We start from the raw sequence: 22276 nt of genomic DNA, 5'->3' as shown, positions 1-22276 counted from the left end.
ATGACTGTGCGGGTGATGCCGCTATGGGCGCGTCCGGTGACGGGGCGGCCCGCGGCGGGACAGCGGCCTGCGGGGGAGGCGCCTGCGGGGGATCAGCGGCCTGCGGTGGAGGGGCCTACGAGGAACCAGCGAGCTGTGGCGGGGCGGACTCTCACGGGGGTGGGTGTATGACGACCGAGGCGATGGACCCGGCGCAGGAGCGGTTGCGGCGGTGGCGGCTGGTGCTCGGGGGTGACGCGGCTGACGGCACCGGGTGCACGCTGGCCGGGCAGGACGCCGCGATGGACGGGGCGCTCTCCGCGCTCTACGGGCAGGGGGAGAAACCGCGGACGGGACGGGACCGTTCGGCGGGGCTGGGGGCGTCGGCGCCGTCAGTGGCGCGCTGGCTCGGGGACATCCGGGCGTACTTCCCCTCCTCCGTGGTGCAGGTGATGCAGCGTGACGCCATCGACCGGCTCGGCCTCGCCACGCTGCTGCTAGAGCCGGAGATGCTGGAGGCGGTGGACGCGGACGTGCATCTCGTCGGCACGCTGCTCTCGCTGAACAAGGCGATGCCGGAGACCACGAAGGAGACGGCACGGGCGGTCGTGCGCAAGGTCGTCGAGGACCTCGAGAAACGGCTCGCCAGCCGCACCCGGGCCACGCTCACCGGCGCCCTCGACCGCAGCGCACGCGTCAACCGGCCCCGCCATCACGACATCGACTGGAACCGCACGATCGCGGCCAACCTCAAGCACTACCTGCCCGAGTACCGGACGATCGTGCCCGAGCGGCTCATCGGATACGGGCGGGCCTCCCAGTCCATGAAGAAGGAAGTCATCCTCTGCATCGACCAGTCGGGGTCGATGGCGGCGTCGGTCGTCTACGCATCGGTGTTCGGGGCGGTGCTGGCGTCGATGCGGTCGGTCAGTACGCGGCTCGTCGTCTTCGACACGGCCGTCGTCGACCTCACCGACCAGCTCGACGATCCGGTCGATGTGCTCTTCGGCACGCAACTCGGCGGCGGTACGGACATCAACCGGGCGCTCGCGTACTGCCAGTCGCAGATCACCCGGCCCGCGGAGACGGTGGTCGTGCTGATCAGCGACCTCTACGAGGGAGGCATCCGGAACGAGATGCTCAAGCGGGTCGCGGCGATGAAGGGGTCGGGGGTGCAGTTCGTGACGCTTCTCGCGCTGTCGGACGAGGGGGCGCCCGCGTATGACCGGGAGCACGCGGCCGCACTCGCGGCGCTGGGCGCGCCGGCCTTCGCCTGCACGCCCGATCTGTTCCCCGAGGTGATGGCTGCGGCGATCGAGAAGCGGCCGTTGCCGGTTCCGGACAGCGCATGACGACGGAAGGGAGGACATCGGGAGGGAGGACGTCAGGAGGAGAGGAGGGCGGTGAAGTCGGTTCGCTGACGATTTGTCGACCGACTTCGGCCAGCAAATGGGACATGTGTACCCATCGGTGCCGAGGGGGCTTGCGTAACCTCGGGAGGCGCGTGCAAGGATCGAGGCCTTGTCAGCGGTGCGCCGCGCCCCGCTTGCCCGCATGCGTCGCGCCGACCTGTCGCTCGTTCCGCCGCACGGGAGGACCCACCCCCTCTTGACCTTCTCAGCAGCCCTGTCCGGCGCCGCTCTGCGTGTCATGCGCACAGCGGCCGGGCGGCGTGCGCTGGAACTGGCGCTGCTGGTGTGTGGGTTGTTCGCGCTCGGACTGCTCTACGGGGAGCAGGCGCACGCGACGGACGGGGACGGGATGACGTCGGCGACCTCGGCCGAGGCCGTGCGGCAAACGGAGCCGGGGGACGGAGTCCTGGCGGCGACGCGGGCCACGGTCGGGCGGTTGGTGAGTCCGCCGACTGAGCGTGCGGACGGGGTAGCTGGTGACGCGATCGAGGCCGTGGCCTCTGACGCGGACTCCTCCAAGTCGGCCTTCCCGGAGGCCAACCCTCCCGAGGCCAACCCTCCCGAGGCCAACTCCTCCCAGGTCGACTCCTCCGAAGTCACCGCTCCCAAGCACCCCCAGGCCGACAAGGCACTCCCTCACCCGCGCACCCCAGGGCCCGCCGACCGCATACTCCGGCCGGTGACCGAGGGTGTCGTCGCGCCGGTCACCGGACGGGTCGTCAGGCCCGTGACCGAGGAGGTCGCCGGATCCGTGGGCGAGCGGGTCGTGCGGCCGGTCGGTGGTCTGGTGGGGGGCGTGGCCGAAGGGCTGGATGAGGCGCAGAGGAACATACCGCCGCTGTCGTTGTTGCCGTCCCTGCCGCTGACGCCCGAGTCGCCGGTGCTGCCGGAATTCCCGGGTGCCCTGCTGCCTGGGCTGCCCGAACTGCCCCTTCCGCCGGAGCTTCCGGTACTTCCGGTACTTCCGGGGCAGACGCTCCCCGCGCCGGTGACGTCGGCACCGCAGCCGGGGCCGGACGGCGAGGCGACGGGCGACGGCGCCTCCAAGCAACGTACGGACGGGGCAGCGGCCGTAGCGTACGGCCCGGTGTTCGTCGCCGACGCGTCGTCGGCCGGCGACGCGACGCGGGCCGCCGGGCATCGCGTCCGGCCCACCGAGTACGCGCCCGACCAGCCCGCTCCCGGCGGTGATCCGGGGGGTGCGCTGGGCAACCGTTCGGCGGCCGACAACGGCGGCTCGCGGCACGGCGATGCGCATGCCGTCGCTCTGTACCACCGGGCGCCGCTGAGGCTGGTGGCCGGCGCCGCCGCGCGTCATGACGCGGGCGAGACCCGGGACATGCACCCGGACATTCCCGTCTCCCCGGCATAGGGCAGGCCTCCCCCCGCCGTAGACCTGCCGCGCGGGGGCGGACCAGGTCTGCCCTCCCGTCCGGACACCCCTCCGATCTCCGGACGGAAGCCGCCGGAGCCGTATCGGCACCTGTCATCGCATCCGGATCCACATCCATATCCACCTCCGCGTCCACCGGTTCGCTCTCCCCGGACGGTGTGGGACGGACGGAATGGCGGACCTGCGGAGGCGAACGGGTGCGGCGGTGACGGACATGTCCCCAGCCTCCCGAAGTGCCTTGAGTTCCAAGGGCTTCGGGGCTCCCCAGGGTCGTTCGAGCCCTCAAGGATCTAAGGATCTGACGCACGTATGAACAAGAACATCCGCCGCTCCATCGTCATAGCCGCCGGTGTCACCGGCGCCTGGGCGCTCGGTTCCTCCGTGGCCGGCGCGGACGAGTTGCCCGCAGCGTCCGTGACCACGCCTGACGCGACGACCGACGACGTCACGTCCGACGTGACCACCGCCCTCACCGACACGCTCGGGAACGTCACCGACACGGTCGACGGCGTCGTCACCGGCGTGACGGACACGGTCTCCGGCGCCGCCGGGGACACCACCACCGAGGCGACGTCGACCACCCAGGCGACCGGCGCCACCGCCGACAAGGCCGCCGTCGGCGCCACTGAGCAGGCTCGCCGGTATGTCGACGCCGAGGTGACAGTGCCGAAGGCGTCCAAGGTGAGGGGCGCCCAGGCGATCCAGGGCGCCAAGGCCGCGCGCGCGGCGCAGGCCGAGGCCAAGGTCACGGCAGCGGACGCCGCGGGCACGGTCCGCGCCACCGCCGAGAACACCTCGGCCACGGTCCACGCCTCCGTCTCCGACGCCCCCACCGCACCGCGCGGCGGCATCGACTACCTCTTCGGCCCCCTCTCCGCCTTCGCCCCCGAATTGGAGAAGGCCCTGGCCGCCGCCCAGACGAAGCTCCAGGCCACCCAGTCGGCCGCCCGCGCCCAGGCCCAGGGCATCGACGGCGTCGTACGCAACAAGGCCCAGCACGTGGTCGCGGGCGCGGGCCGCACGGCATCAGGCGTGACCGGCACCGCGCAGACCACGGTCACCGGGCTCCAGGGCCGTGCCGCCGGTACGACCGCCATGGTCACCGGCTCGGCCCACTCCACGCTCACCGGAGTGGAGGGTCACGCGGCTCACCTGGCTAGCGCCGCCACCGGCACCGCGCAGACCACGGTCACCGGGCTCCAGGGCCGTGCCGCCGGTACGACCGCCACGGTCACCGGCTCGGCCCACTCCACGGTCACCGGCGTGGAGGGCCACGCGGCTCACCTGGCTAGCGCCGCCACCGGCACCGCGCAGGCCGCCGTCACCGGAGCTCACGCCCACACCGCCCCCGTCCTCGCCACGGCCACCTCGCAGGCCACCACTGTCACCAGCGCCGCCGAGGCCTCCGTCTCCGCCGTCCCCGGTCACCTCACCGGCACGGTCGGCGGGGTGAAGCAGCACGTCGTCGGGACTGTGAGCAGCGTCCCGGGGACGGTCACGCCGGTCGTCGAGGAGACGGTCGTCGCGGCCGTGCCGCCCGTCGCCGATCACGCCGTGCACGGCGTCGTCCCGGTCGCGGAGCAGACCGTGGCCGGTGTCGTGCCGGTCGCCGAGGGTGCCGTCGGCGGGGTGGCGCCCGCTGCCACCCGTGCGGTGAACGGGGTGACGCCGGTTGCCGAGGGTGCCGTCGGCGGGGTCGTGCCCGTCGCCACTCGCGCCGTGGACGGGGTGACGCCGGTCGTCGGGCAGACGGTCGCCGGGGTCGGGGCCACCGCCGGGTACGCAGTCGACGCCGCGAGCGCGCTGGCGTACGGAGTCGTGGCTGATGTCCAGCCCGTCGCGGGTGGCGTCGTGCAGGGTGTGCCGCCGGTCGCCACCGGGGCGGTCGCCGATGTGCAGGGCGTCGCAGGCGGCGCCGTCGCCGGGGTGCAGCCGGTCGTGGGCGGGGTCGTCGCGGACGTACCGCCGTACGCCACCGGACTGGTCGGTCAGGTCGCCGACGACACCACGCACGCCGTCCTGCCGCCCGTCGGCAACGCCGCCGTGCACGGCGTGGCCCCGGTCGCGCAGCAGGCCGTCGGGGACGCGGGTGCGCTGGCGTACGGCGTGGTGGGCGACGTCGAGCCCTTCGCGGGCGGCGTCGTCGGTGCCGTACCGCCGCTGGCGCAGGGCGTGGCCGGGCAGGTGCCGCCGTTCGCGTACGGGGCCGCCGGAGCGGTGCAGCCGGTGGTCGAGACGGCTGTGGAAACGGTTCGCCCGGTCGTGCAGGGCGTCGGCGGGAGCGCCACGGAGTTGGCGTACGGCGTCACCGGTGAGGTGCGGCCCTTCGCGTACGGCGTCGTCGGCGAGGTCGACCCCTTCGTCCACGGTGTCGCCGGGCAGGCCGTGCCCTTCGCGCAGGAGCTGACCGGGACCGTCCAGGCCGCCGCGGGCCCGCTCGCCGAGCACGCGGTGACCGGCGTCGACGGGGTCGCCGAGTCGGTCACTCCGGCCTACATCCAGAACATCCAGAACGTTCAGAACGTCCAGGGCTACGCGCAGGACGCCACCCCCGGCTACGTCACCGGCTACGCCTCCGGCGCGCAGTACGGCACCCCGTACAGCGTCTGACCGCAGGCCCGCCACCGACGCCGTACGACGGGCCCCGGCGGAACCGTCATCCGGCGCACTCACCGACTCCGCGGCGGCGATGGACCCGGACGGCCGAAGCCGTCGGACCGTCCGGCCGGCACCCCGCGGACGGGCGGGCTGATCCCCATTGGGGTGGGGATCAACCGGCCCCGCACCCCTGAAGAGGCGCTGTTGCGCCCCTGAGGGGGCTGTTGAAGAGGCCTCACCGGGTCAACCCCAGCCCGGTGAGGCCTTTCACCTGCGGCACGCCGTGCCAGTGATCGCGGCATCATGTGACAGGTATCACCGCTCAGGTGTGACCCCTGATTTAGAGACCCTTGTCCGGCGGCGATAACCTGCGAGACGGACATGCCGCGCGCTCGGACACCGTGTGCGCCTCCCTTGTGACAGACAGCGGACGTCACGTTGCCCTCGCGGCACGCCCACGCAGACAACGAACCGCGAGATCACTGATAGGGACGGAAGCGCGTGGACCTGTTCGAGTACCAGGCGAGGGACCTCTTCGCCAAGCACGATGTACCGGTGCTGGCCGGTGAAGTCATCGACACGCCTGAGGCGGCCCGCGCAGCCACTGAGCGCCTCGGTGGCAAGTCCGTCGTCAAGGCTCAGGTGAAGGTCGGTGGCCGTGGCAAGGCCGGCGGCGTGAAGCTCGCCGCGACCCCGGACGAGGCCGTCGCCCGCGCGACGGACATCCTCGGCATGGACATCAAGGGCCACACGGTCCACAAGGTGATGATCGCCGAGACGGCTCCGGAGATCGTGGAGGAGTACTACGTCTCCTTCCTCCTGGACCGTGCCAACCGCACCTTCCTCTCCATCGCCTCCGTCGAGGGCGGCGTGGAGATCGAGGAGGTGGCGGCCAACCGTCCGGAGGCCGTCGCCAAGACGCCGATCGACGCCAACGAGGGCGTGACCCCGCAGAAGGCCCGCGAGATCGTCGCGGCCGCGAAGTTCCCGGCCGACGTCGCCGACAAGGTCGCCGACATCCTCGTCACCCTGTGGGACACCTTCATCAAGGAGGACGCTCTCCTGGTCGAGGTCAACCCGCTGGCGAAGGTCGCCTCCGGCGACGTCATCGCCCTGGACGGCAAGGTCTCCCTGGACGAGAACGCCGAGTTCCGCCAGCCGGACCACGAGGCCCTCCAGGACAAGGACTCCGCGAACCCGCTCGAGGCCGCGGCCAAGGAGAAGAACCTCAACTACGTCAAGCTCGACGGCGAGGTCGGCATCATCGGCAACGGCGCGGGTCTCGTCATGAGCACCCTGGACGTCGTCGCGTACGCCGGTGAGAAGCACGGTGGCGTCAAGCCCGCCAACTTCCTCGACATCGGCGGCGGCGCCTCCGCCCAGGTCATGGCGAACGGCCTGGAGATCATCCTGGGCGACCCGGACGTCAAGTCCGTCTTCGTCAACGTCTTCGGTGGCATCACCGCCTGCGACGAGGTCGCCAACGGCATCGTCCAGGCCCTGGAGCTCCTGAAGACCAAGGGCGAGGACGTCACCAAGCCGCTCGTCGTCCGCCTCGACGGCAACAACGCCGAGCTGGGTCGTCAGATCCTGTCGGACGCCAACCACCCGCTGGTCCAGCGCGTGGACACCATGGACGGCGCGGCCGACAAGGCCGCCGAGCTCGCGGCTGCGAAGTAAGGGATCGAGGGACTCAGACCACCATGGCTATCTTCCTCAACAAGGACAGCAAGGTCATCGTCCAGGGCATGACCGGTGCCACGGGCATGAAGCACACCAAGCTCATGCTGGCCGACGGCACGAACATCGTCGGTGGCGTGAACCCGCGTAAGGCGGGCACGTCGGTCGACATCGACGGCAACGAGATCCCGGTCTTCGGCACGGTCGCCGAGGCGATCGAGAAGACGGGCGCGAACGTATCCGTCCTCTTCGTGCCGCCGGCCTTCGCCAAGGCCGCGGTCGTCGAGGCGATCGACGCCGAGATCCCGCTCGCGGTCGTCATCACCGAGGGCATCGCGGTGCACGACTCGGCCGCGTTCTACGCGTACGCCGTGTCGCAGGGCAACAAGACCCGGATCATCGGCCCGAACTGCCCCGGTCTCATCACCCCGGGTCAGTCCAACGCCGGCATCATCCCGGGCGACATCACCAAGCCGGGCCGTATCGGTCTGGTGTCGAAGTCCGGCACGCTGACGTACCAGATGATGTACGAGCTGCGGGACATCGGCTTCTCCTCCGCCGTCGGTATCGGTGGTGACCCGGTCATCGGTACGACCCACATCGACGCGCTCGCCGCGTTCGAGGCCGACCCCGACACCGACCTGATCGTGATGATCGGTGAGATCGGTGGCGACGCGGAGGAGCGGGCCGCGGCCTTCATCAAGGAGAACGTGAAGAAGCCGGTCGTCGGCTACGTCGCGGGCTTCACCGCGCCCGAGGGCAAGACCATGGGTCACGCGGGTGCGATCGTGTCCGGTTCGTCCGGTACGGCCGCTGCGAAGAAGGAGGCGCTGGAGGCTGCGGGCGTCAAGGTGGGCAAGACGCCTACCGAGACGGCGAAGCTGGCGCGGGAGCTTCTTGCCGGCTGAGCGGGTTCTTGGCTGAGCGTCGGTGGCCCGTTCCCCTGTGTGGGGGCGGGCCCACCGGCGTTTCCGCTTGCCCGCGCTGGCGGGGTGCCGCCTGCGCCCACCCGTGCCGCCCTAGGCGGCACGAATGCCCGCAGCTGGGGCGGACCGGCTGTCCGCAGCTACGGCAGCGTCGGTTGCAGTCTCTCCGGGCCTCTCGCCGACTCCTCCCGCAGCTTCTCGCGCAGTTTCGACTCCGCCTCCGACAACGGGCCCGGGGCCACGCGTTTCGGGACGCCGCGTACGTCGCTGCCCGGTGCCACCGGGGGCTCGTAGTGGGTCGGGGCCGAGCGGAGGGTGAGGGATGTGGTGCCGATCAAGGCGACGGTGAAGGCGATGGCGGCGCGGGTCCAGAAGCGGGCGCGGCGTTCGCTGCCGTGGCGGACCGCGGGGGGCTGGGCGGCGCGGAGGCGTTCGGTGGAGGCGAGGGTGGCGAGCCGGCGGTGGAGTTCGGCCGGGTCGGACAGCTCCGGCAGCCGTTCGGCGATCGCCGCGCGCGCGTGCAGCAGGCGGTTCGCCGTCGCCGGAGTGCTCGCCTCCGTCTCCGCCGCCGTGTCCGGCAGATCGAGGCCTACACCGTCGTACAGCAGGAGCGTGCGGCGGTGTGGTGGCGGGAGTTTCAGGAGTACGTCCATCAGCGCGCGGTCGGTGGCGTCGGCGGGGGGCGGTTCGGGGTGCCGGTAGCGCGGGCGGAGGCGGTGCCAGGGGGAGAGGGCGCACTCGTACGCCGTCGCCCGCACCCAGCCCGCCGGGTCACGGTCGAGCGCCACCTCCGGCCAGCTCTGCCAGGCGAGTTGGAAGGCCCGCTCGACCGACTCGCGGGCGAGTTCGCGGCGCCCCGTGAGCAGATAGGTCTGCCGGACCAGGGCGGGTGCGCAGAACGCGTACAGCGCGTCGAAGGCCTGAGCGGGTGTCAGGGCGTCGGACCGCAGGTCGATCGTCACCGGAGCGGGGTCTTGACCCGCCGTCACTTCCTTAGGGTCCTTCTGTTCCTTCTGTTCCTTCTCGTCCTGCTCGTTCTTCTCGGTCGCGAGTTCGGCCAGCAGCTTCGCGTAGGCATCCCGTTTCCGGCCGCGCGGAGTCGTCCGGCCGGTCTCCCACGAGCGGACCGTTTCCCGGGCGACGCCCACCCGCGCCGCGACCTGAGCCTGCGTCAACGACTGGGCCTCGCGCAGGCGTCGGCGTTCGTCGGGCGGGGGGAGCGGGGTCGAAGGGCTCTGCTTCACGGCTCGCCCTTTCGTACGAAAAAGTACATAAGCATATATTGAGCGACACATCGGTGGTTTGCCTGTTACGACGGGAAAGCGCGTGTCGTTGGGACCATGGCGGGCGTGACCCAGATGACCGTTCGCCGCCGTTCGTCGTTGTCGTTGCTGCTCGCCCGGATGCGCGACCGTTCGCCCGGGCTGACCGCGAGCCTGCTGGCCGGTGTGCTGGCGGCGGCGGTGGGGCTCGGGTCGTTCGCCGTGCTGGTGTTGGTGCTGTGGATCAGTTCGCCGTATCCCGACAGCGGGCCGGGCGGGGCGCTGCATGTCGCCGCCGCGCTGTGGCTGCTGGCGCACGGGGCCGACCTGGTCCGCACCGACTCGCTCTCCGGCGGCCCCGCGCCGGTCGGCATCACCCCGCTGATGCTGCTCGTGCTGCCGGTGCTGTTGCTGCACCGGGCAGCGCGGGACGTCGCGGCGGACGAGCGTGAGGTGGACGGACGCGGCAGCGGTGAAGAGCCGGGGCCGGGGCCGGTGGTGGCGTTGGCGGGCGTGGTCCTCGGCTATCTCGGAGTCGGTGCGGCGGCGGCTCTGTATGCCTCGGGGGGTGCGTTGCGGCCGTCGTGGGTGTGGGTGTGCGTGTGTGTGCCGGTGGTCGCGACGGTGGCGGCGGGGGCGGGGGTCTGGACGGCGTACGGGCGTACGGGTGAGCCGGTCTACAGCGTGCTGAACCATATGCCGCCGTGGGTGCGGCGGCGGGTACGGCGTCTTCTCCTCGTACCGGATTTCCCGTCCCGTCTCTTCGCCGCCGCGCGCGCCGCGGGTGCCGGGGCGGCCGTGCTGGTCGGGGGTGGGGCGCTGCTGCTGACGGTGTCGCTGATCTGGCACGGCGAGGCGGCCAGGAGGTCCTTTCTGCAGCTGACAGAAGGGGGGTCCGGGCAGTTCGCGGTGCTGTTGCTCTGCATGGCGCTCGTCCCGAACGCGGCCGTGTGGGGAGCGTCGTACGCCCTTGGCCCCGGCTTCACCCTGGGCGTCGGCCACGTCGTGTCTCCCCTGTCCTCGGCCCCCGCCCCACTCCTGCCGCCGTTCCCACTGCTGGCGGCGGTACCGGACGCGGGGGCCGGAACGCCGCTGAACTGGGCGGCGGGGGTGATTCCGGTGGTGGCGGCGGTGACGGTGGGGTGGTTCGTGGGTGGGGCGGCTGGTGGGGGGCAGGGTGGGGTGGGGGATGAGGGTGCTTCGTCGGGGGCGGGATCGGTACGGGCGACAGGCGTGGGATCGGTACGGGCGACGGACGCGGGGTCTCGGGGGGCCGCGGGGGCGGGGGTCGGTGACGGCGGGCACAGTGCCTGGTCGTGGCGGCGGACCGCTGGGACGGCCGGGTGGGCTGCTGTGCTGTGCGCGGGGCTGATCGCTGTCCTTGCCGCGTTGTCGGGTGGGCCGCTCGGTGTGGCGGCGCTGGCACGGTTCGGGCCGGAGTGGTGGCAGGCCGGTGGGGCGGCGTTGGGGTGGATCGTGGGGGTGGCGGTTGTGGTGGCGGTGGGGGTGCGGGGGTGGCGGTGCCGGGGGAGCCGGGGGAGTCGGGAGGCGGAGAGCGCGGCGGATGTCACGTCGGGTGTCTTCTGTGAGCCCCTTGAGTCGGACGATGACTCCGAGGCGTACGACCTGCTGCCCGCCGAGGTCGATCCGCAACCGGCGTCGGGCGACGACGAGGGCCATGTGGAGCTGGGGAAGGTGGCGCCGCCCGCGCAGTCACCAGAAGCCTGAACTCGCCCCCGCCGCCCCTACCCGTCCCATCCCTGGTGGCTGCGCCCCCAGACCCCCGCTTCGGCCTGAACGGCCTCGTCCTCAAACGCCGGACGGGCTGAAATGCGCGCACCGGTGCCGGGAAGCGCGCGCCCCCAGCGGGTGGGTGGGGGTTGGGGATGGCCGTTCTCGTCCTTGAACGCCGGACGGGCTGGAATGCGCGCACCGGTGCCGGGAAGCGCGCGCCCCCAGCGGGTGGGTGGGGGTTGGGGATGGCCGTTCTCGTCCTTGAACGCCGGACGGGCTGGAATGCGCGCACCGGTGCCGGGAAGCGCGCGCCCCCAGCGGGTGGGTGGGGGTTGGGGATGGCCGTTCTCGTCCTTGAACGCCGGACGGGCTGGAATGCGCGCACCGGTGCCGAGAAGCGAACGCCCCCAGCGGGTGGGTGGGGGTTGGGGATGGCCGTTCTCGTCCTTGAACGCCGGACGGGCTGGAATGCGCGCACCGGTGCCGAGAAGCGAACGCCCCCAGCGGGTGGGTGGGGGTTGGGGATGGCCGTTCTCGTCCTTGAACGCCGGACGGGCTGGAATGCGCGCACCGGTGCCGAGAAGCGAACGCCCCCAGCGGGTGGGTGGGGGTTGGGGATGGCCGTTCTCGTCCTCAAACGCCGGACCGGCTGGAATGCGCGCACCGGTGCCGAGGAGTGAGGCACCCCCAACGGGCTCGAGCGTGCTCCCGGCGTCGAGAAGCGAGCGCGGCTACCGGGTGCGTGGGGTTCGGGATGGCCGTTCTCGGCCTCCAGCCCTACCGGCCAGTTGTCACCGGCGTGTCCTCAGGAAGCCCTCCCGAAACCGCGCCCTCGAAGCGCTCGAAGTGGCGGCTTCTCTCTCAGTTCTCCGTGCCCAGTACCCCCCGCAGCTCCTCCGGCAGGAGCTGGCTGCAGGACTGCTTGGCCTCGTTGGTGAGGGAGTCGCTGACGCAGGTGTAGTAGTCGCGGTAGACGAGCTGGGCGGTGAAGGTCGCGGCGACGAGGGCGATGGCGAGGGACGAGGTGACGAGGCCGGTCACCGCGGCCGTGGTCTGAGGGCGGGCGTTGCCGGCGGGGGCCGGGGTGTCCGGGTCGGCGGTGCGGGGCTTGATGCGCAGAGCGGTGATGCCCCAGTACAGGGAGAGGGCGCCCAGCAGCAGCGCGACGTACGGCCAGCTGAAGAGGGCGAAGAAGAAGGCCCACATGCCGGAGAGCAGGGAGTACCGCGCGCGGCGCTGGGCCGGGTCCGCCGGGTCCCAGCGCAGGTTCGTGCCGGGACCGCTGCCGCCGGGGCCGCCTTCCTGGCCGCCGCCGCCCTGATCGCCCCGGTCGCCCCGGTCGCCCGGACGGTCGCCGAAGCCGCCCGAGGAGCGGCCGGGCTGGCGGTCGCTCCACTGGCTGCCCCACGGAGAGCGCGAGCCGTCCTCACGGTCACCGTCTCCGGAGGAGTCCTCGCCCGACGGGCGCCGCGGCTGCCACGGGCGGTCCGGCGTGCCCTCCGGCGGCGGCGCGAACGGGTTGTCCTCACCCGCCGAGCCGCCCTGCCCTTCGCCGTTCGGCTGGCCCGAGGGCGCGTCGGGCGGCGAGGCGGGGCGCTCCCGCAGAACCAGCAGGGCGCTGCGCTCCCCTCCCTGCACCGACTGCTGGGGGAGCGTGAGGAGTCGCAGGCTGCGGTCCGGCATCAAGTGAGCGTCTTCCCCTTGGTGATAACGACGTGGTGACAACGACGTGCTGACAACGACGTGCTGAACAACTGCTGAACGGTCCCGCGTGAGCGGTCTCTCCGTAAAACGCACCACCTACCGCCCGCGTTCCCCGGTCCGCTCCTCGCAGACGCTACCTTCCGGCCACGCCCCCGTCCCATGGGGGCCGCCCGGTGTGCCGGTATCGTTGCTGACGGTCGGCCGCTTCGTAGACTTCCCCGTATCCGGGGGCGCGAAGCATTCGTATGAACGTACATAGCCACTGACGTGCATCGTGTCGTGCATACCACCGGCCGTACGGAAGACGCTCCCCCGAGAAAGGGCCCCACCGTGGCCGCCAAGCCCGTGGCCAAGCGCCTTGTCGTGCTGGTCTCCGGATCCGGTACGAATCTGCAGGCGCTGCTCGACGCCATCGCCGAAACCGGCGCCGAGGCGTACGGCGCCGAGATCGTCGCCGTCGGGGCCGACCGCGAGGGCATCGAGGGGCTGGCGCGGGCCGAGCGTGCCGGGCTGGCGACCTTTGTGCGGAAGGTCAAGGACTACGGGACCCGTGAGGAGTGGGACGCGGCGCTCACCGAGGCCGTGGCCGCGTACGAGCCCGACCTCGTCGTGTCGGCCGGGTTCATGAAGATCCTGGGGAAGGAATTCCTCGCGCGCTTCGGCGGGCGGATCGTCAATACGCACCCCGCCCTCCTCCCCAGTTTCCCCGGCGCCCACGGCGTCCGCGACACCCTCGCGTACGGCGCCAAGGTCACCGGCTGCACCGTCCACTTCGTCGACGACGGCGTCGACACCGGGCCGATCATCGCTCAGGGCGTGGTCGAGGTCCGGGACGAGGACGACGAGAGCGCTCTGCACGAGCGCATCAAGGAAGTCGAGCGAAGACTGCTCGTCGAGGTCGTGGGGCGGCTCGCCCGCAACGGCTATCGCATTGAGGGACGAAAGGTAGTTATCCCGTGACCGCCGAAGTGACCACGGAAGGCACACAGCGCCCGATCAAGCGTGCGCTCATCAGCGTCTACGACAAGACCGGGCTCGAAGACCTCGCCCGCGGGCTGCACGAGGCCGGGGTCGCACTCGTCTCCACCGGTTCCACGGCTGGCCGGATCGCCGCCGCAGGCGTGCCGGTCACCAAGGTCGAGGAACTCACCGGGTTCCCCGAGTGCCTGGACGGCCGGGTCAAGACGCTGCACCCGCGCGTGCACGCCGGGATCCTCGCCGATCTCCGGCTCGAGGACCATCGCAACCAGCTGACCGAGCTGGGAGTCGAGCCCTTCGATCTCGTCGTCGTGAACCTCTACCCCTTCACCGAGACCGTGGCCTCGGGCGCCTCGCCCGACGAGTGCGTCGAGCAGATCGACATCGGCGGTCCCTCCATGGTCCGGGCCGCCGCCAAGAACCACCCCTCCGTGGCGGTAGTCGTCAGCCCCGACCGCTACGGCGACGTGCTCAAGGCTGTCGCGGACGGCGGCTTCGACCTCACCGCGCGCAAGCGGCTCGCGGCAGAAGCGTTCCGGCACACCGCCGAGTACGACGTGGCGGTCGCGGGCTGGTTCGCGGGCGACTACGCAGGTGACGGTACGGAGTTCCCGGGCTTCATCGGCGTCACGTACGAGCGCAAGAACGTGCTGCGGTACGGCGAGAACCCGCACCAGCCCGCCGCCCTCTACACGGGAGGCTGCGGCGGTCTCGCCGAGGCGGAGCAGTTGCACGGCAAGGAGATGTCGTACAACAACTACACGGACACCGACGCCGCGCGCCGTGCCGCCTACGACCACAGCGAGCCTTGCGTCGCGATCATCAAGCATGCCAACCCGTGCGGCATCGCGATCGGCGCGGACGTCGCCGAGGCGCACCGTAAGGCGCACGCCTGTGATCCGCTGTCCGCCTTCGGTGGTGTGATCGCCGTCAACCGTCCGGTGTCCGTGGCGATGGCCGAGCAGGTGGCCGAGATCTTCACCGAGGTCATCGTCGCCCCGGACTACGAGGACGGCGCGGTCGAGATTCTCGCCCGCAAGAAGAACATCCGCGTCCTTCGCTGCCCCGAAGGCCCGCAGCCCCCGGCCGAGTTCAAGCCGATCGACGGCGGCGGTCTCGCCCAGGTCAAGGACGTACTCCAGGCCGAGGGCGACGACCCCGCGAACTGGACCCTGGCGACCGGCGAGGCCCTGTCCGCCGACGAGTTGGCGGACCTCGCCTTCGCCTGGCGGGCCTGCCGGGCCGTGAAGTCCAACGCCATCCTGCTCGCCAAGGACGGCGCTTCGGTCGGCGTGGGGATGGGGCAGGTGAACCGGGTCGACTCCTGCAAGCTGGCCGTTGAGCGCGCCGGGGCCGAGCGGGCCCGCGGTTCGTTCGTCGCGTCGGACGCGTTCTTCCCGTTCCCCGACAACATCGATGTCCTGAGCGCCGCCGGCGTCAAGGCCATCGTCCAGCCCGGCGGTTCGGTCCGCGACGAGCTGGTGGTGGAGGCAGCGAAGAAGGCCGGCGTGACGATGTACTTCACGGGGACGCGGCACTTCTTCCACTGATCTTCCACTGACACACGAGTGCCGGCGGCGCTGCGCGGATCGATCGCTACGTCGAACTGCGCAGCGCGCCCCAGGTGTTGGGCCCGACCTCGCCATCGACGGCCAGCCCCTTGGCGCTCTGGAACTGCTTGACCGCGGCCAGGGTGCCGTCGCCGAACTGGCCGTCCACGCCCGCGCTGCCGACGCTGTAGCCGCGCTTTTCCAGCATGCACTGCACCTGTGTGACGCGGCGGTTCTTGTCGCCGTACTGCGTCAGGTCGGTGCCGGAGTAGTGCGTGCACTGGGTGATCCACGGTGGGGCGGCGGGCGTGGAGGGGGCCTTGGTGGGCGAGGTGCTGTTGTCGCCGCCGCTCCCGCCGTTGCTTCCGTTGCCGGGAGTGGCGGTGACGGTGAGTGTGGGTTGTGCGCCGCCCGTGGTGCCGCCGGCTCCGGACGCTTCGCCGCCGCTGCTGTCGGCTGCTCCGCCCATGCCCTGTTGGTCCTCGCGCTCCTCCTTCTTCTTCCCGGACTCCTTCTCGGAGGGGGAGGGCGAGGGCGAGGTGGGAGAGGCTGACGTCGGCTCGTCGTCGAAGGCCGTGCTGCTGGAGGTCGTGGGGGAGGCGGAGGTCGGTTCGTCGCGCTCGGAGCGGGTGAGCAGGAAGGCACTGACGACCACGGCGACGACGGCGGCGCCCGCGACGACGGCGAGGTACGTCCCCCGTCGTGATCGGCGCGGGCTGTTCTCGCCGCTCCCGGTGGCGAGCGGGGTCTGTGGGAACGCGCCGTGCCCGTCCGGAGGCGTCGCAGGTCCGAAGACGAGGCCGGGAGCGGGGGCGGCCCCGCGTTCCGCAGGAGCCCGGAAGTGGAGGGTCTGCTCGGCGGAGGCCTGTTCCAGCACCTCGCAGGCCCGTTGCCGGGAGCGCAGTCGGCCGCGCAGGGGCTCCGGCCAGGAGTTCGCGTGGCCGTGCCCAGCGGCCGTGGCCGCGTCGAGCAGCTGCCGGGGGGTGGGCCGTCCGGCCGGGTCCTTGGCGAGACAGGCCGACAGGAGTTCCGCCAACGCGGGGTCCGCTGCCGCGAGTTCGGCCATGACGTCCGGCTTCGGCTCCTCGAAGGCGACCCGGTGCATCACGTCCACGCCGGTTCCGTCGCCGAAGGGGGCGTTGCCGGTGGTGGCGTATGTGAGGCTTCCCGCGAGCGAGAAGACGTCGGAGGCGGTGTCGCAGCGGCCCTCGCGCAGATACTCGGGCGACATGTAGGCCGGGGTGCCGACCCGGGCGCCGGTCGTGGTGATGGCGCTGCTGTCCGCGGCCTGCGAGATGCCGAAGTCGATGACATGCGCGCCCTGGAGGGACAGGAGCACGTTGGACGGCTTGAGATCACGGTGTACGACCCCGGCCGCGGTCATCGCCGACAGGGCCTGCCCGAGATCGGCGACCAGCCGCCACACCGCGGTCGGCCCCAGCACGCCGCACTCGCGGACGGCTTCGGCGAGGTTGAGGCCGGGCAGGTACTGCGTGGCCATCCAGAGCAGCGAGTCGTCGAACCCGGTGCCGAGCAGGTCTGGCGTGCGCGGAGTGTGGACCTGGGCATGCACGGACGCCTCGCGCTCGAACCGCCGCCGGAACCGGGGGTCTTCGGCGTACTCGGGTCGGATCACCTTGACGGCGGCGAGGCCGGGGGTGTTGTCGGCGGGGCGGGCCAGATAGACGTGGCCCATACCGCCGCTGCCGAGCAGCCCGAGCGGGACGTACGGTCCGACACGTCCGGGATCGGCGGCTCGCAGCGGCCTCGCACCCGCCTGTTGCAGCGCGGTCTCGCCGGCCTCGGGTGTGTACGGCGACCCGGGTGGCTGGTCTGTCATGGGTCCCCCGACCGCTTTGTCCTACTCAACGTGCCCTTGTGTCATTCCAGTTGACCCCCTCGAAGAGACTACCGTTTCGTATGTGCGTGGAGGGGCCCGTCGGGTGTCAGAGGACAGCGGGCCCGCGACCCCTCGGTGCTTTCAGGGGCGCCGGCGTACGGCGACCGTGGCGGATCGAGGGCGGCTGTCTGCCCGGCGGTCCGGCCAGGTGCTGACGGCGCCGGGATGCGCCGCGTCCGGGGCGCCCCAGCGGGCGGTGCGTTCGCCGGGATGCTGGATGTTGACGAAGAGCGTCTGTCCGTCAGGTGCGGCGGTGACACCGGTTACCTCGGCACCGCGCGGGGCGGTGAGGAACCGACGGACCGTCCCGGTGGCGGTGTCGGCGGCCAGCAGGGCGTTGTTCCCGGCCGAACGGTGGGTGCGGGAGGGGCCGTTCAACGCGTTGCCCGAGACTCCGGTGGAGATCCAGAGGGTCCCGTCCGTCCCGAACCACAGGCCCTTGGGCGAGGCGAACGCGCCGTCGGACGTCAGCCGCCGGTCACCAGCGGCGAGGAACGTCTCCCAGCGGAAGCCGTGCGCCCCTTCGTGGTGCTCTGCGTCGCTCTCACGCCAGCGGATGACCCGCCCGTACGGGTCGGCCGCGCCCGCTTCGGCCCTCGCGGCTCCGCCCGTGCAGGATGAACAGCCGCCCGCGCTGTTGGCGAGGGCCAGATACACGTCCCCGTCCGGGCCGACTGCGACCCGCTCGGGCCGTCCCAGCGGCGTGGCACCGAGGGCGTCCGCGGCCAGTCGGGTCCGTACGAGGACGTCCGCCTGGTCGCGCCAGCCCGCGGCTCGGGTGAGCGGGCCCTCGCCGTGCCGGAGCGGCAGCCACTCGCCCGCTCCGTCCGGGGCGATTCTGGCCACGTAGAGGGTGCCGTGGTCCAGCGGACTCCTGCCCGCCGCCAGCAGTCCGCGCCAACTGCCCGCGCTGGCGTACTTGTAGAGATACTCGCCGTCCTCGGCATCGGTGCTGTACACCACCGCGCGCCCGGCGGACTCGGTGACCGTGGCGCTGCCGTGCGTGAAGCGGCCGAGGGCCGTGCGCTTGACGGGGACGGACGACGGGTCGTGAGGGTCCAGCTCCACGACCCAGCCGAAATCGCCCGGCCGCGCCTTGGCGGACGCCAGGTCGAACCGGGGGTCGGTACGGTGCCAAGGGGAGCCGAAGCCGGAGGCTGACAGCCCGTAGCGCACGTCGGCCTCGCGCCGCCGCCAGCCGGGATCGTCGGTGCCGAAGAAGGCGTTGAAGTTCTCCTCCGCAGTCAGATAGGTGCCCCAGGGGGTGATCCCCTGGCCGCTACAGGCCAGCACGCCTCGTGACCTGCCCCCGACTGCCACGGGACCGGAGAACCGTACCGGCGAGTCGCCCGTGATCCGCCGGTTGTACGCCGAGTCCACGGCCTTCCACGTACCGCCGGACTCCCGCACCTCCAGGACGGTGAGGCCCTGGGCGGCGATCGCCTTGTCCGCCCCGCCGCCCAGCAGGTCGGGGTCTGTCGTCTCGTGGCCGATCACCAGCAGCCCGCGGCGACTGCCCGCGGCACCCTCGGCCAGGGGGAAGAACTGGACGCCGTGATGGTGGCTGCCGACCTGCATGGCCTGCTCGGCGGCCGTATTGCTCCCGTCCGCCCGCCAGCGTGGCCCGGACGCGCGCACGGCCTGGCCCCAGGGGGCGAGGACGTCGGCGGTGAAGCCCGCGGGGACCGTGACGGCATCGGCCTCGCTCGCCGCCACCGCGGTGAAGGCCGACAGGCCCCCGGGCGGCCGTGCCCGGCCGGCCGACGGGGCGGTGGCCGACGGCACGGGAGCGGCGGTGGCTCTGGGCGTGCCCAGGCCCAGCAGCCCGGCGGCGGCAAGGGTCGCGCTCGCGACGACGCCCCGTCGGGACAGTCCGGTTGCCGGGGAGTACGGGGTGTTCGGTGCCTCGTTCCGCATCACAGTCTCCCCTGGTTGAGGGCGGTCTGCAGGGCCTTGGTGGTGGCCGCGCCCCAGCCGCCGTCCAAAATCAGACCGGCGCGGATCATCTTGTTGAGGTGACCTTGCAGCGCCTTCACCGTGGCCTCGCCGACGGCGCCGTCCACGATCAGGCCGGCGTCGGTCCAGGTGTTGAGGTGCTCCTGCAATGCCCGTTTGGACTCCGGCCCCCAGACGCCGTCCGCGGTGACGCCGATCGCCCGCTGTGTCGCGGCGATGGTGGCGGGCCCGAACTCCCCGTCCACCACGAGCTGTTCACCATCGGCGTACCGGCCGTACGCCGCCTCGGTGGCGGGCCCCCAGAGCCCGTCCACCCCGGTTCCGACCTTGTCCTGCAGCCAGCGCACACCGGCCTCGGTGCGGGGGCCGAAGACGCCGTCCACGTCGAGGGGCGGGGTGTAGCCGAGTGCGTTCACCGCGCTCTGCTGGGAGCTGACCGAGCGTACGGTGGTCAGTCCGCCGCCCATGTGCCCCGGGGAGCCGCCGATGTGGGCGACGTAGGCCGCTTCCGTGGCGGTTCCCCACAGTCCGTCGGCTTCGGTGCCGATCTTGTTCTGGAGCCAGCGGACTCCGGCGTCGGTGAGCGGGCCGAATTTACCGTCGACGCCGAGGGGCGGGGTGTAGCCGAGTGCGTTCACCGCGTGCTGCTGCGAGGCGATGGAGCGGATCGTGGACAGTCCGCCTCCACTGCCGCCCTCGCCGGTGTAGGCCACGTACGCCGCCTCGGTCAGCGGCCCCCACAGTCCGTCGGCCTGTGCGCCGACCTTGTTCTGGAGCCACCGGACTCCGGCGTCGGTGAGCTGGCCGAAGGCGCCGTCCACGGTCAGCGGCGGGGTGTAGCCGAGCCCGTTGACGGCTCGTTGCTGCGAGGCGATGGACCGGACGGTGGTCAGGCCGCCGCTGGAACCGTCGTCCGGCGGATCGCCGTCGTAGACCGGTTCACCGCCCACGATGGGATACGTGGTTCCCGGCAACCCGCTCTGTACCCAGGCGCGGAGCGCCGCGCCGGGGCACTGGGTGGAGCCGAGCGCGCTGTGGTAGGTCGCGGCGAGCGCCTTGCCGGTCTTCTCCCTGGCGGCGTGGTAGAGGCTCCGGATGGCGTTCTTGGCGGCCGTGGTGGCATCGCCGTTCCGGCCGATGAAACAGACACCGAAGTGGGTGGTGTTGTAACCCGTCGCATGCGCGCCCTCGTTGGCCCAGCCGCGCCCTTCGAAGATGCGGCCCTGCACGTCGACGAGGAAGTTGTATCCGATGTCCCACCAGCCGTTCGAGTCCATGTGGTAGTTTTGGATGGCCTTCGGCGTCTGGCTGGTGGGCCCCGCGGAGTAGTGGACGGCGAAACCGGTGCGCTGCGACAGCGGGACCTTCGCCTCACTGACGGGCGGGCGTGCTCCCCACTGGGCACGGGAAATGATCTGAAGCTGCGTCGGGTTGCTCGCGGCGGGAACTCCGGGGTCCATCAAGGAGCCGGTGTGCGCATAGCGCAGAAGGTTGCCGGGGCACTCCGTGTTGTAGCCCTTGGAGTGAGGGAACATGTTGGGGCCGGCCTTCTTGCCGGCCGGAACGTCCGTCCGCAGATACGCGATCAGATTCTTGATCGAGGTCCGCATCGCGGAGGTCGGCTCGTCTTCGGACCGGAGGAGACCGCAGATGGAATAGAAGGCGGCGTTCCGGCCGACCGCACCGTGGTCCGCGACCCAGACGTGTCCTTTGGGTACGTTTCCCTGGGCGGGGGCATCGCCGCCGTTCGCCTCTCCCCGTTCGAGGCCACGCCCCTCGTATATGTCTCCGTGCGGGCAGACGAAGTAGTTGTAGCCGATGTCCCCGTCGGCCTTCCCGTACATGTCCGACCAGGCGTCGGCCACGTCCTTCGCACACTCCGCGGCGTTGTCGAGATCGGACGAACCCCCGCCTCTGTGGTGGATGAACACACCTCCCTTCCAAGGGGACCATGTGCGACGCGACGGCTCCGGTGATGCTCCCACCTCGTCGACCAGTTCCTCGGCCGCCTTCTCGTAATCCCCGTAGAATTCCGCCCATGCCTTCCGCGCGATAAGGAGACCTCCTGTCGTGGTGGTGGCGGCAAACGGGGCCCAGGTTGACCGGGGCCGAATGTCGATGGACATCGAGGACTCCTAATCGAGGAAGGCGCCGCACTCCGAGCTCGGCACCCAGCGGTGCGAGCTGATGTTGTCGTTCGCGGGGGTGCCATTGCTGAACGTCGTTCCCGCGAGGCTGTCCGCGTAGGCTTCGGACGCCTCCAGGCAGAGATGACCGCCGCTGTAGCCGGGGCCCTCGTAGAACTTGACGGCCAGTCCGGTGGTGCCCTTGAACAGGACGGAGGTCGCGGCGTTGTCGTTGTTGCGCTGGAATGGGCCCGAGCTGTCGCCCAGTTCGAGTCGTTGCTTGCGGACCTGCCGAAGAGGCCACTGCAGTTGGTGAGGTCGTAGGCATAGAGGTAGCCCGACGATGCGTTGCGCCAGGCGGTGTCGCACGCCGTGGACGCCTGTGCACCGGTCGTGGGGACGAGCGCACCGAGCGCCGCGAGGCTGAGAATGGCGGCTGTGGCCAGGGTCTTGCGCATGGTGGATCTCCTTGTCCTGTGTGCCTGTCTCTCGTGACTGGGGGATGACCTCGAGTGGGGTTCCCGGGACGCCCGTGGCCCGCCGGGAGGCGGCGGGCCACGGGGTGGTGCACGGGCCGGCCGTGCGAGTGAGTGGTCAGCTGTCAGGAGTGAGGCCCGCGCCGCACCCGCTCCAGATCCACCGGTGTGAGCTGATCTGGTTGTTCACCTCGATGCCGGTGCTGAAGTACTGATTGTCGAGGTTGCTTATCTTCTCGCCCGCTGCGAGGCAGGTGTTACCGCCTGCCCAGTCGTCCCCCGTCCCGTTGAAGAGCTGGACGCGCATGCCGCTCGTGCCCTTGTTGATGAGGGACGTCGCCTGGTTGGTGTCCCTGCCCGAGAAGACCCCGGTGCTGTTGCCCCAGTCCTGGTCCTGGCCCTCCGTGCTGCCGAGGAGGGTGCCGCAGTTGGTGGCGTTGTACGCGGCGAACCTGCCGGAAGCGAGGGCGTTGTACGCGTTCTCGCAGGGCGTGGCGGCCTGGGCGCCGGTTGCCGGGACGATGGCCCCGAGGGTCGCGAGGCCGAGAGTCGCGGCCGTGGCCAGGATCTTGCGCATGATGCATCACTCCTTGTGTGCGGGT

15 protein-coding genes are annotated in these 22276 nt (G+C 71.5%); 8 read left to right on the top strand and 7 right to left on the bottom strand.

Annotated features, from left to right (window positions below; genetic code table 11):
- Window positions 1-167: 167 nt before the first annotated feature.
- The 5 genes from OG828_RS20095 to sucD all read left to right on the top strand — a co-directional run bounded on the left by OG828_RS20095 (window position 168) and on the right by sucD (window position 7970).
- Window positions 168-1331 (top strand): VWA domain-containing protein, encoded by a 1164-nt coding sequence (locus tag OG828_RS20095; RefSeq protein WP_328501909.1) that lies wholly within the window; start codon window positions 168-170, stop codon window positions 1329-1331.
- A 256-nt stretch (window positions 1332-1587) separates the two neighbouring features.
- Window positions 1588-2763: a hypothetical protein gene (locus OG828_RS20090; RefSeq protein ID WP_328501908.1), complete on the top strand. Its 1176-nt coding sequence runs from the start codon at window positions 1588-1590 to the stop codon at window positions 2761-2763.
- Between the two features lie 330 nt (window positions 2764-3093).
- The gene (locus OG828_RS20085; protein WP_328501907.1) at window positions 3094-5394 is read left to right on the top strand and encodes a hypothetical protein; all 2301 of its coding nucleotides are present in this window, start codon (window positions 3094-3096) and stop codon (window positions 5392-5394) included.
- A gap of 489 nt (window positions 5395-5883) precedes the next feature.
- Window positions 5884-7062 (top strand): ADP-forming succinate--CoA ligase subunit beta, encoded by a 1179-nt coding sequence (gene sucC / locus OG828_RS20080; protein WP_210572937.1) that lies wholly within the window; start codon window positions 5884-5886, stop codon window positions 7060-7062.
- Window positions 7063-7085: 23 nt separating this feature from the next.
- Window positions 7086-7970 carry a succinate--CoA ligase subunit alpha gene (sucD, locus tag OG828_RS20075; protein ID WP_124439782.1) on the top strand — a complete coding sequence of 295 codons (885 nt, stop codon included), beginning with the start codon at window positions 7086-7088 and terminating at the stop codon, window positions 7968-7970.
- A gap of 158 nt (window positions 7971-8128) precedes the next feature.
- Here sucD and OG828_RS20070 read toward each other — a convergent pair whose 3' ends face one another.
- Window positions 8129-9232, bottom strand: a complete 1104-nt coding sequence (locus tag OG828_RS20070; RefSeq protein WP_328501906.1) for a helix-turn-helix domain-containing protein — start codon at window positions 9230-9232, stop codon at window positions 8129-8131.
- A 96-nt stretch (window positions 9233-9328) separates the two neighbouring features.
- Between OG828_RS20070 and OG828_RS20065 the strand changes: the two genes are divergently transcribed.
- Window positions 9329-10978 carry a cell division protein PerM gene (locus tag OG828_RS20065; protein WP_328501905.1) on the top strand — a complete coding sequence of 550 codons (1650 nt, stop codon included), beginning with the start codon at window positions 9329-9331 and terminating at the stop codon, window positions 10976-10978.
- A gap of 867 nt (window positions 10979-11845) precedes the next feature.
- Here OG828_RS20065 and OG828_RS20060 read toward each other — a convergent pair.
- Entirely contained in the window at window positions 11846-12667 is an 822-nt protein-coding gene (locus tag OG828_RS20060) for a hypothetical protein (RefSeq protein ID WP_328501904.1), read from the bottom strand.
- Window positions 12668-13018: 351 nt separating this feature from the next.
- Here OG828_RS20060 and purN point away from each other — a divergent pair, with 351 nt between their 5' ends.
- Together purN and purH are read left to right on the top strand one after the other, a co-directional pair.
- Window positions 13019-13648 carry a phosphoribosylglycinamide formyltransferase gene (gene purN / locus OG828_RS20055; protein ID WP_328358526.1) on the top strand — a complete coding sequence of 210 codons (630 nt, stop codon included), beginning with the start codon at window positions 13019-13021 and terminating at the stop codon, window positions 13646-13648.
- The gene (purH, locus tag OG828_RS20050) at window positions 13645-15216 is read left to right on the top strand and encodes a bifunctional phosphoribosylaminoimidazolecarboxamide formyltransferase/IMP cyclohydrolase (RefSeq protein ID WP_443060159.1); all 1572 of its coding nucleotides are present in this window, start codon (window positions 13645-13647) and stop codon (window positions 15214-15216) included. Before purN ends, purH begins: the two co-directional genes overlap by 4 nt.
- Before the next feature lie 46 nt (window positions 15217-15262).
- On the opposite strand, the gene OG828_RS20045 is transcribed toward purH, so the two are convergent.
- The 5 genes from OG828_RS20045 to OG828_RS20025 all read right to left on the bottom strand — a co-directional run bounded on the left by OG828_RS20045 (window position 15263) and on the right by OG828_RS20025 (window position 22251).
- Window positions 15263-17056 (bottom strand): serine/threonine-protein kinase, encoded by a 1794-nt coding sequence (locus OG828_RS20045; RefSeq protein ID WP_328501903.1) that lies wholly within the window; start codon window positions 17054-17056, stop codon window positions 15263-15265.
- A gap of 141 nt (window positions 17057-17197) precedes the next feature.
- Entirely contained in the window at window positions 17198-19033 is a 1836-nt protein-coding gene (locus OG828_RS20040; RefSeq protein ID WP_328501902.1) for a PhoX family protein, read from the bottom strand.
- Window positions 19033-21003 (bottom strand): peptidoglycan recognition protein family protein, encoded by a 1971-nt coding sequence (locus OG828_RS20035; RefSeq protein ID WP_328501901.1) that lies wholly within the window; start codon window positions 21001-21003, stop codon window positions 19033-19035. Before OG828_RS20035 ends, OG828_RS20040 begins: the two co-directional genes overlap by 1 nt.
- Before the next feature lie 204 nt (window positions 21004-21207).
- The gene (locus OG828_RS20030; RefSeq protein WP_328501900.1) at window positions 21208-21567 is read right to left on the bottom strand and encodes a hypothetical protein; all 360 of its coding nucleotides are present in this window, start codon (window positions 21565-21567) and stop codon (window positions 21208-21210) included.
- 225 nt (window positions 21568-21792) lie between these two features.
- On the bottom strand, window positions 21793-22251 hold the full coding sequence (locus OG828_RS20025; RefSeq protein WP_328501899.1) for a hypothetical protein: 459 nt from the start codon (window positions 22249-22251) through the stop codon (window positions 21793-21795).
- Between the last annotated feature and the right edge of the window lie 25 nt (window positions 22252-22276).

It is taken from the genome of Streptomyces sp. NBC_00457, assembly GCF_036014015.1.
Classification (GTDB): Bacteria; Actinomycetota; Actinomycetes; order Streptomycetales; family Streptomycetaceae; genus Streptomyces.
The sequence above is the reverse complement of the archived record's forward strand: the minus strand, read 5'-3'. Positions and strand labels throughout refer to the sequence as shown.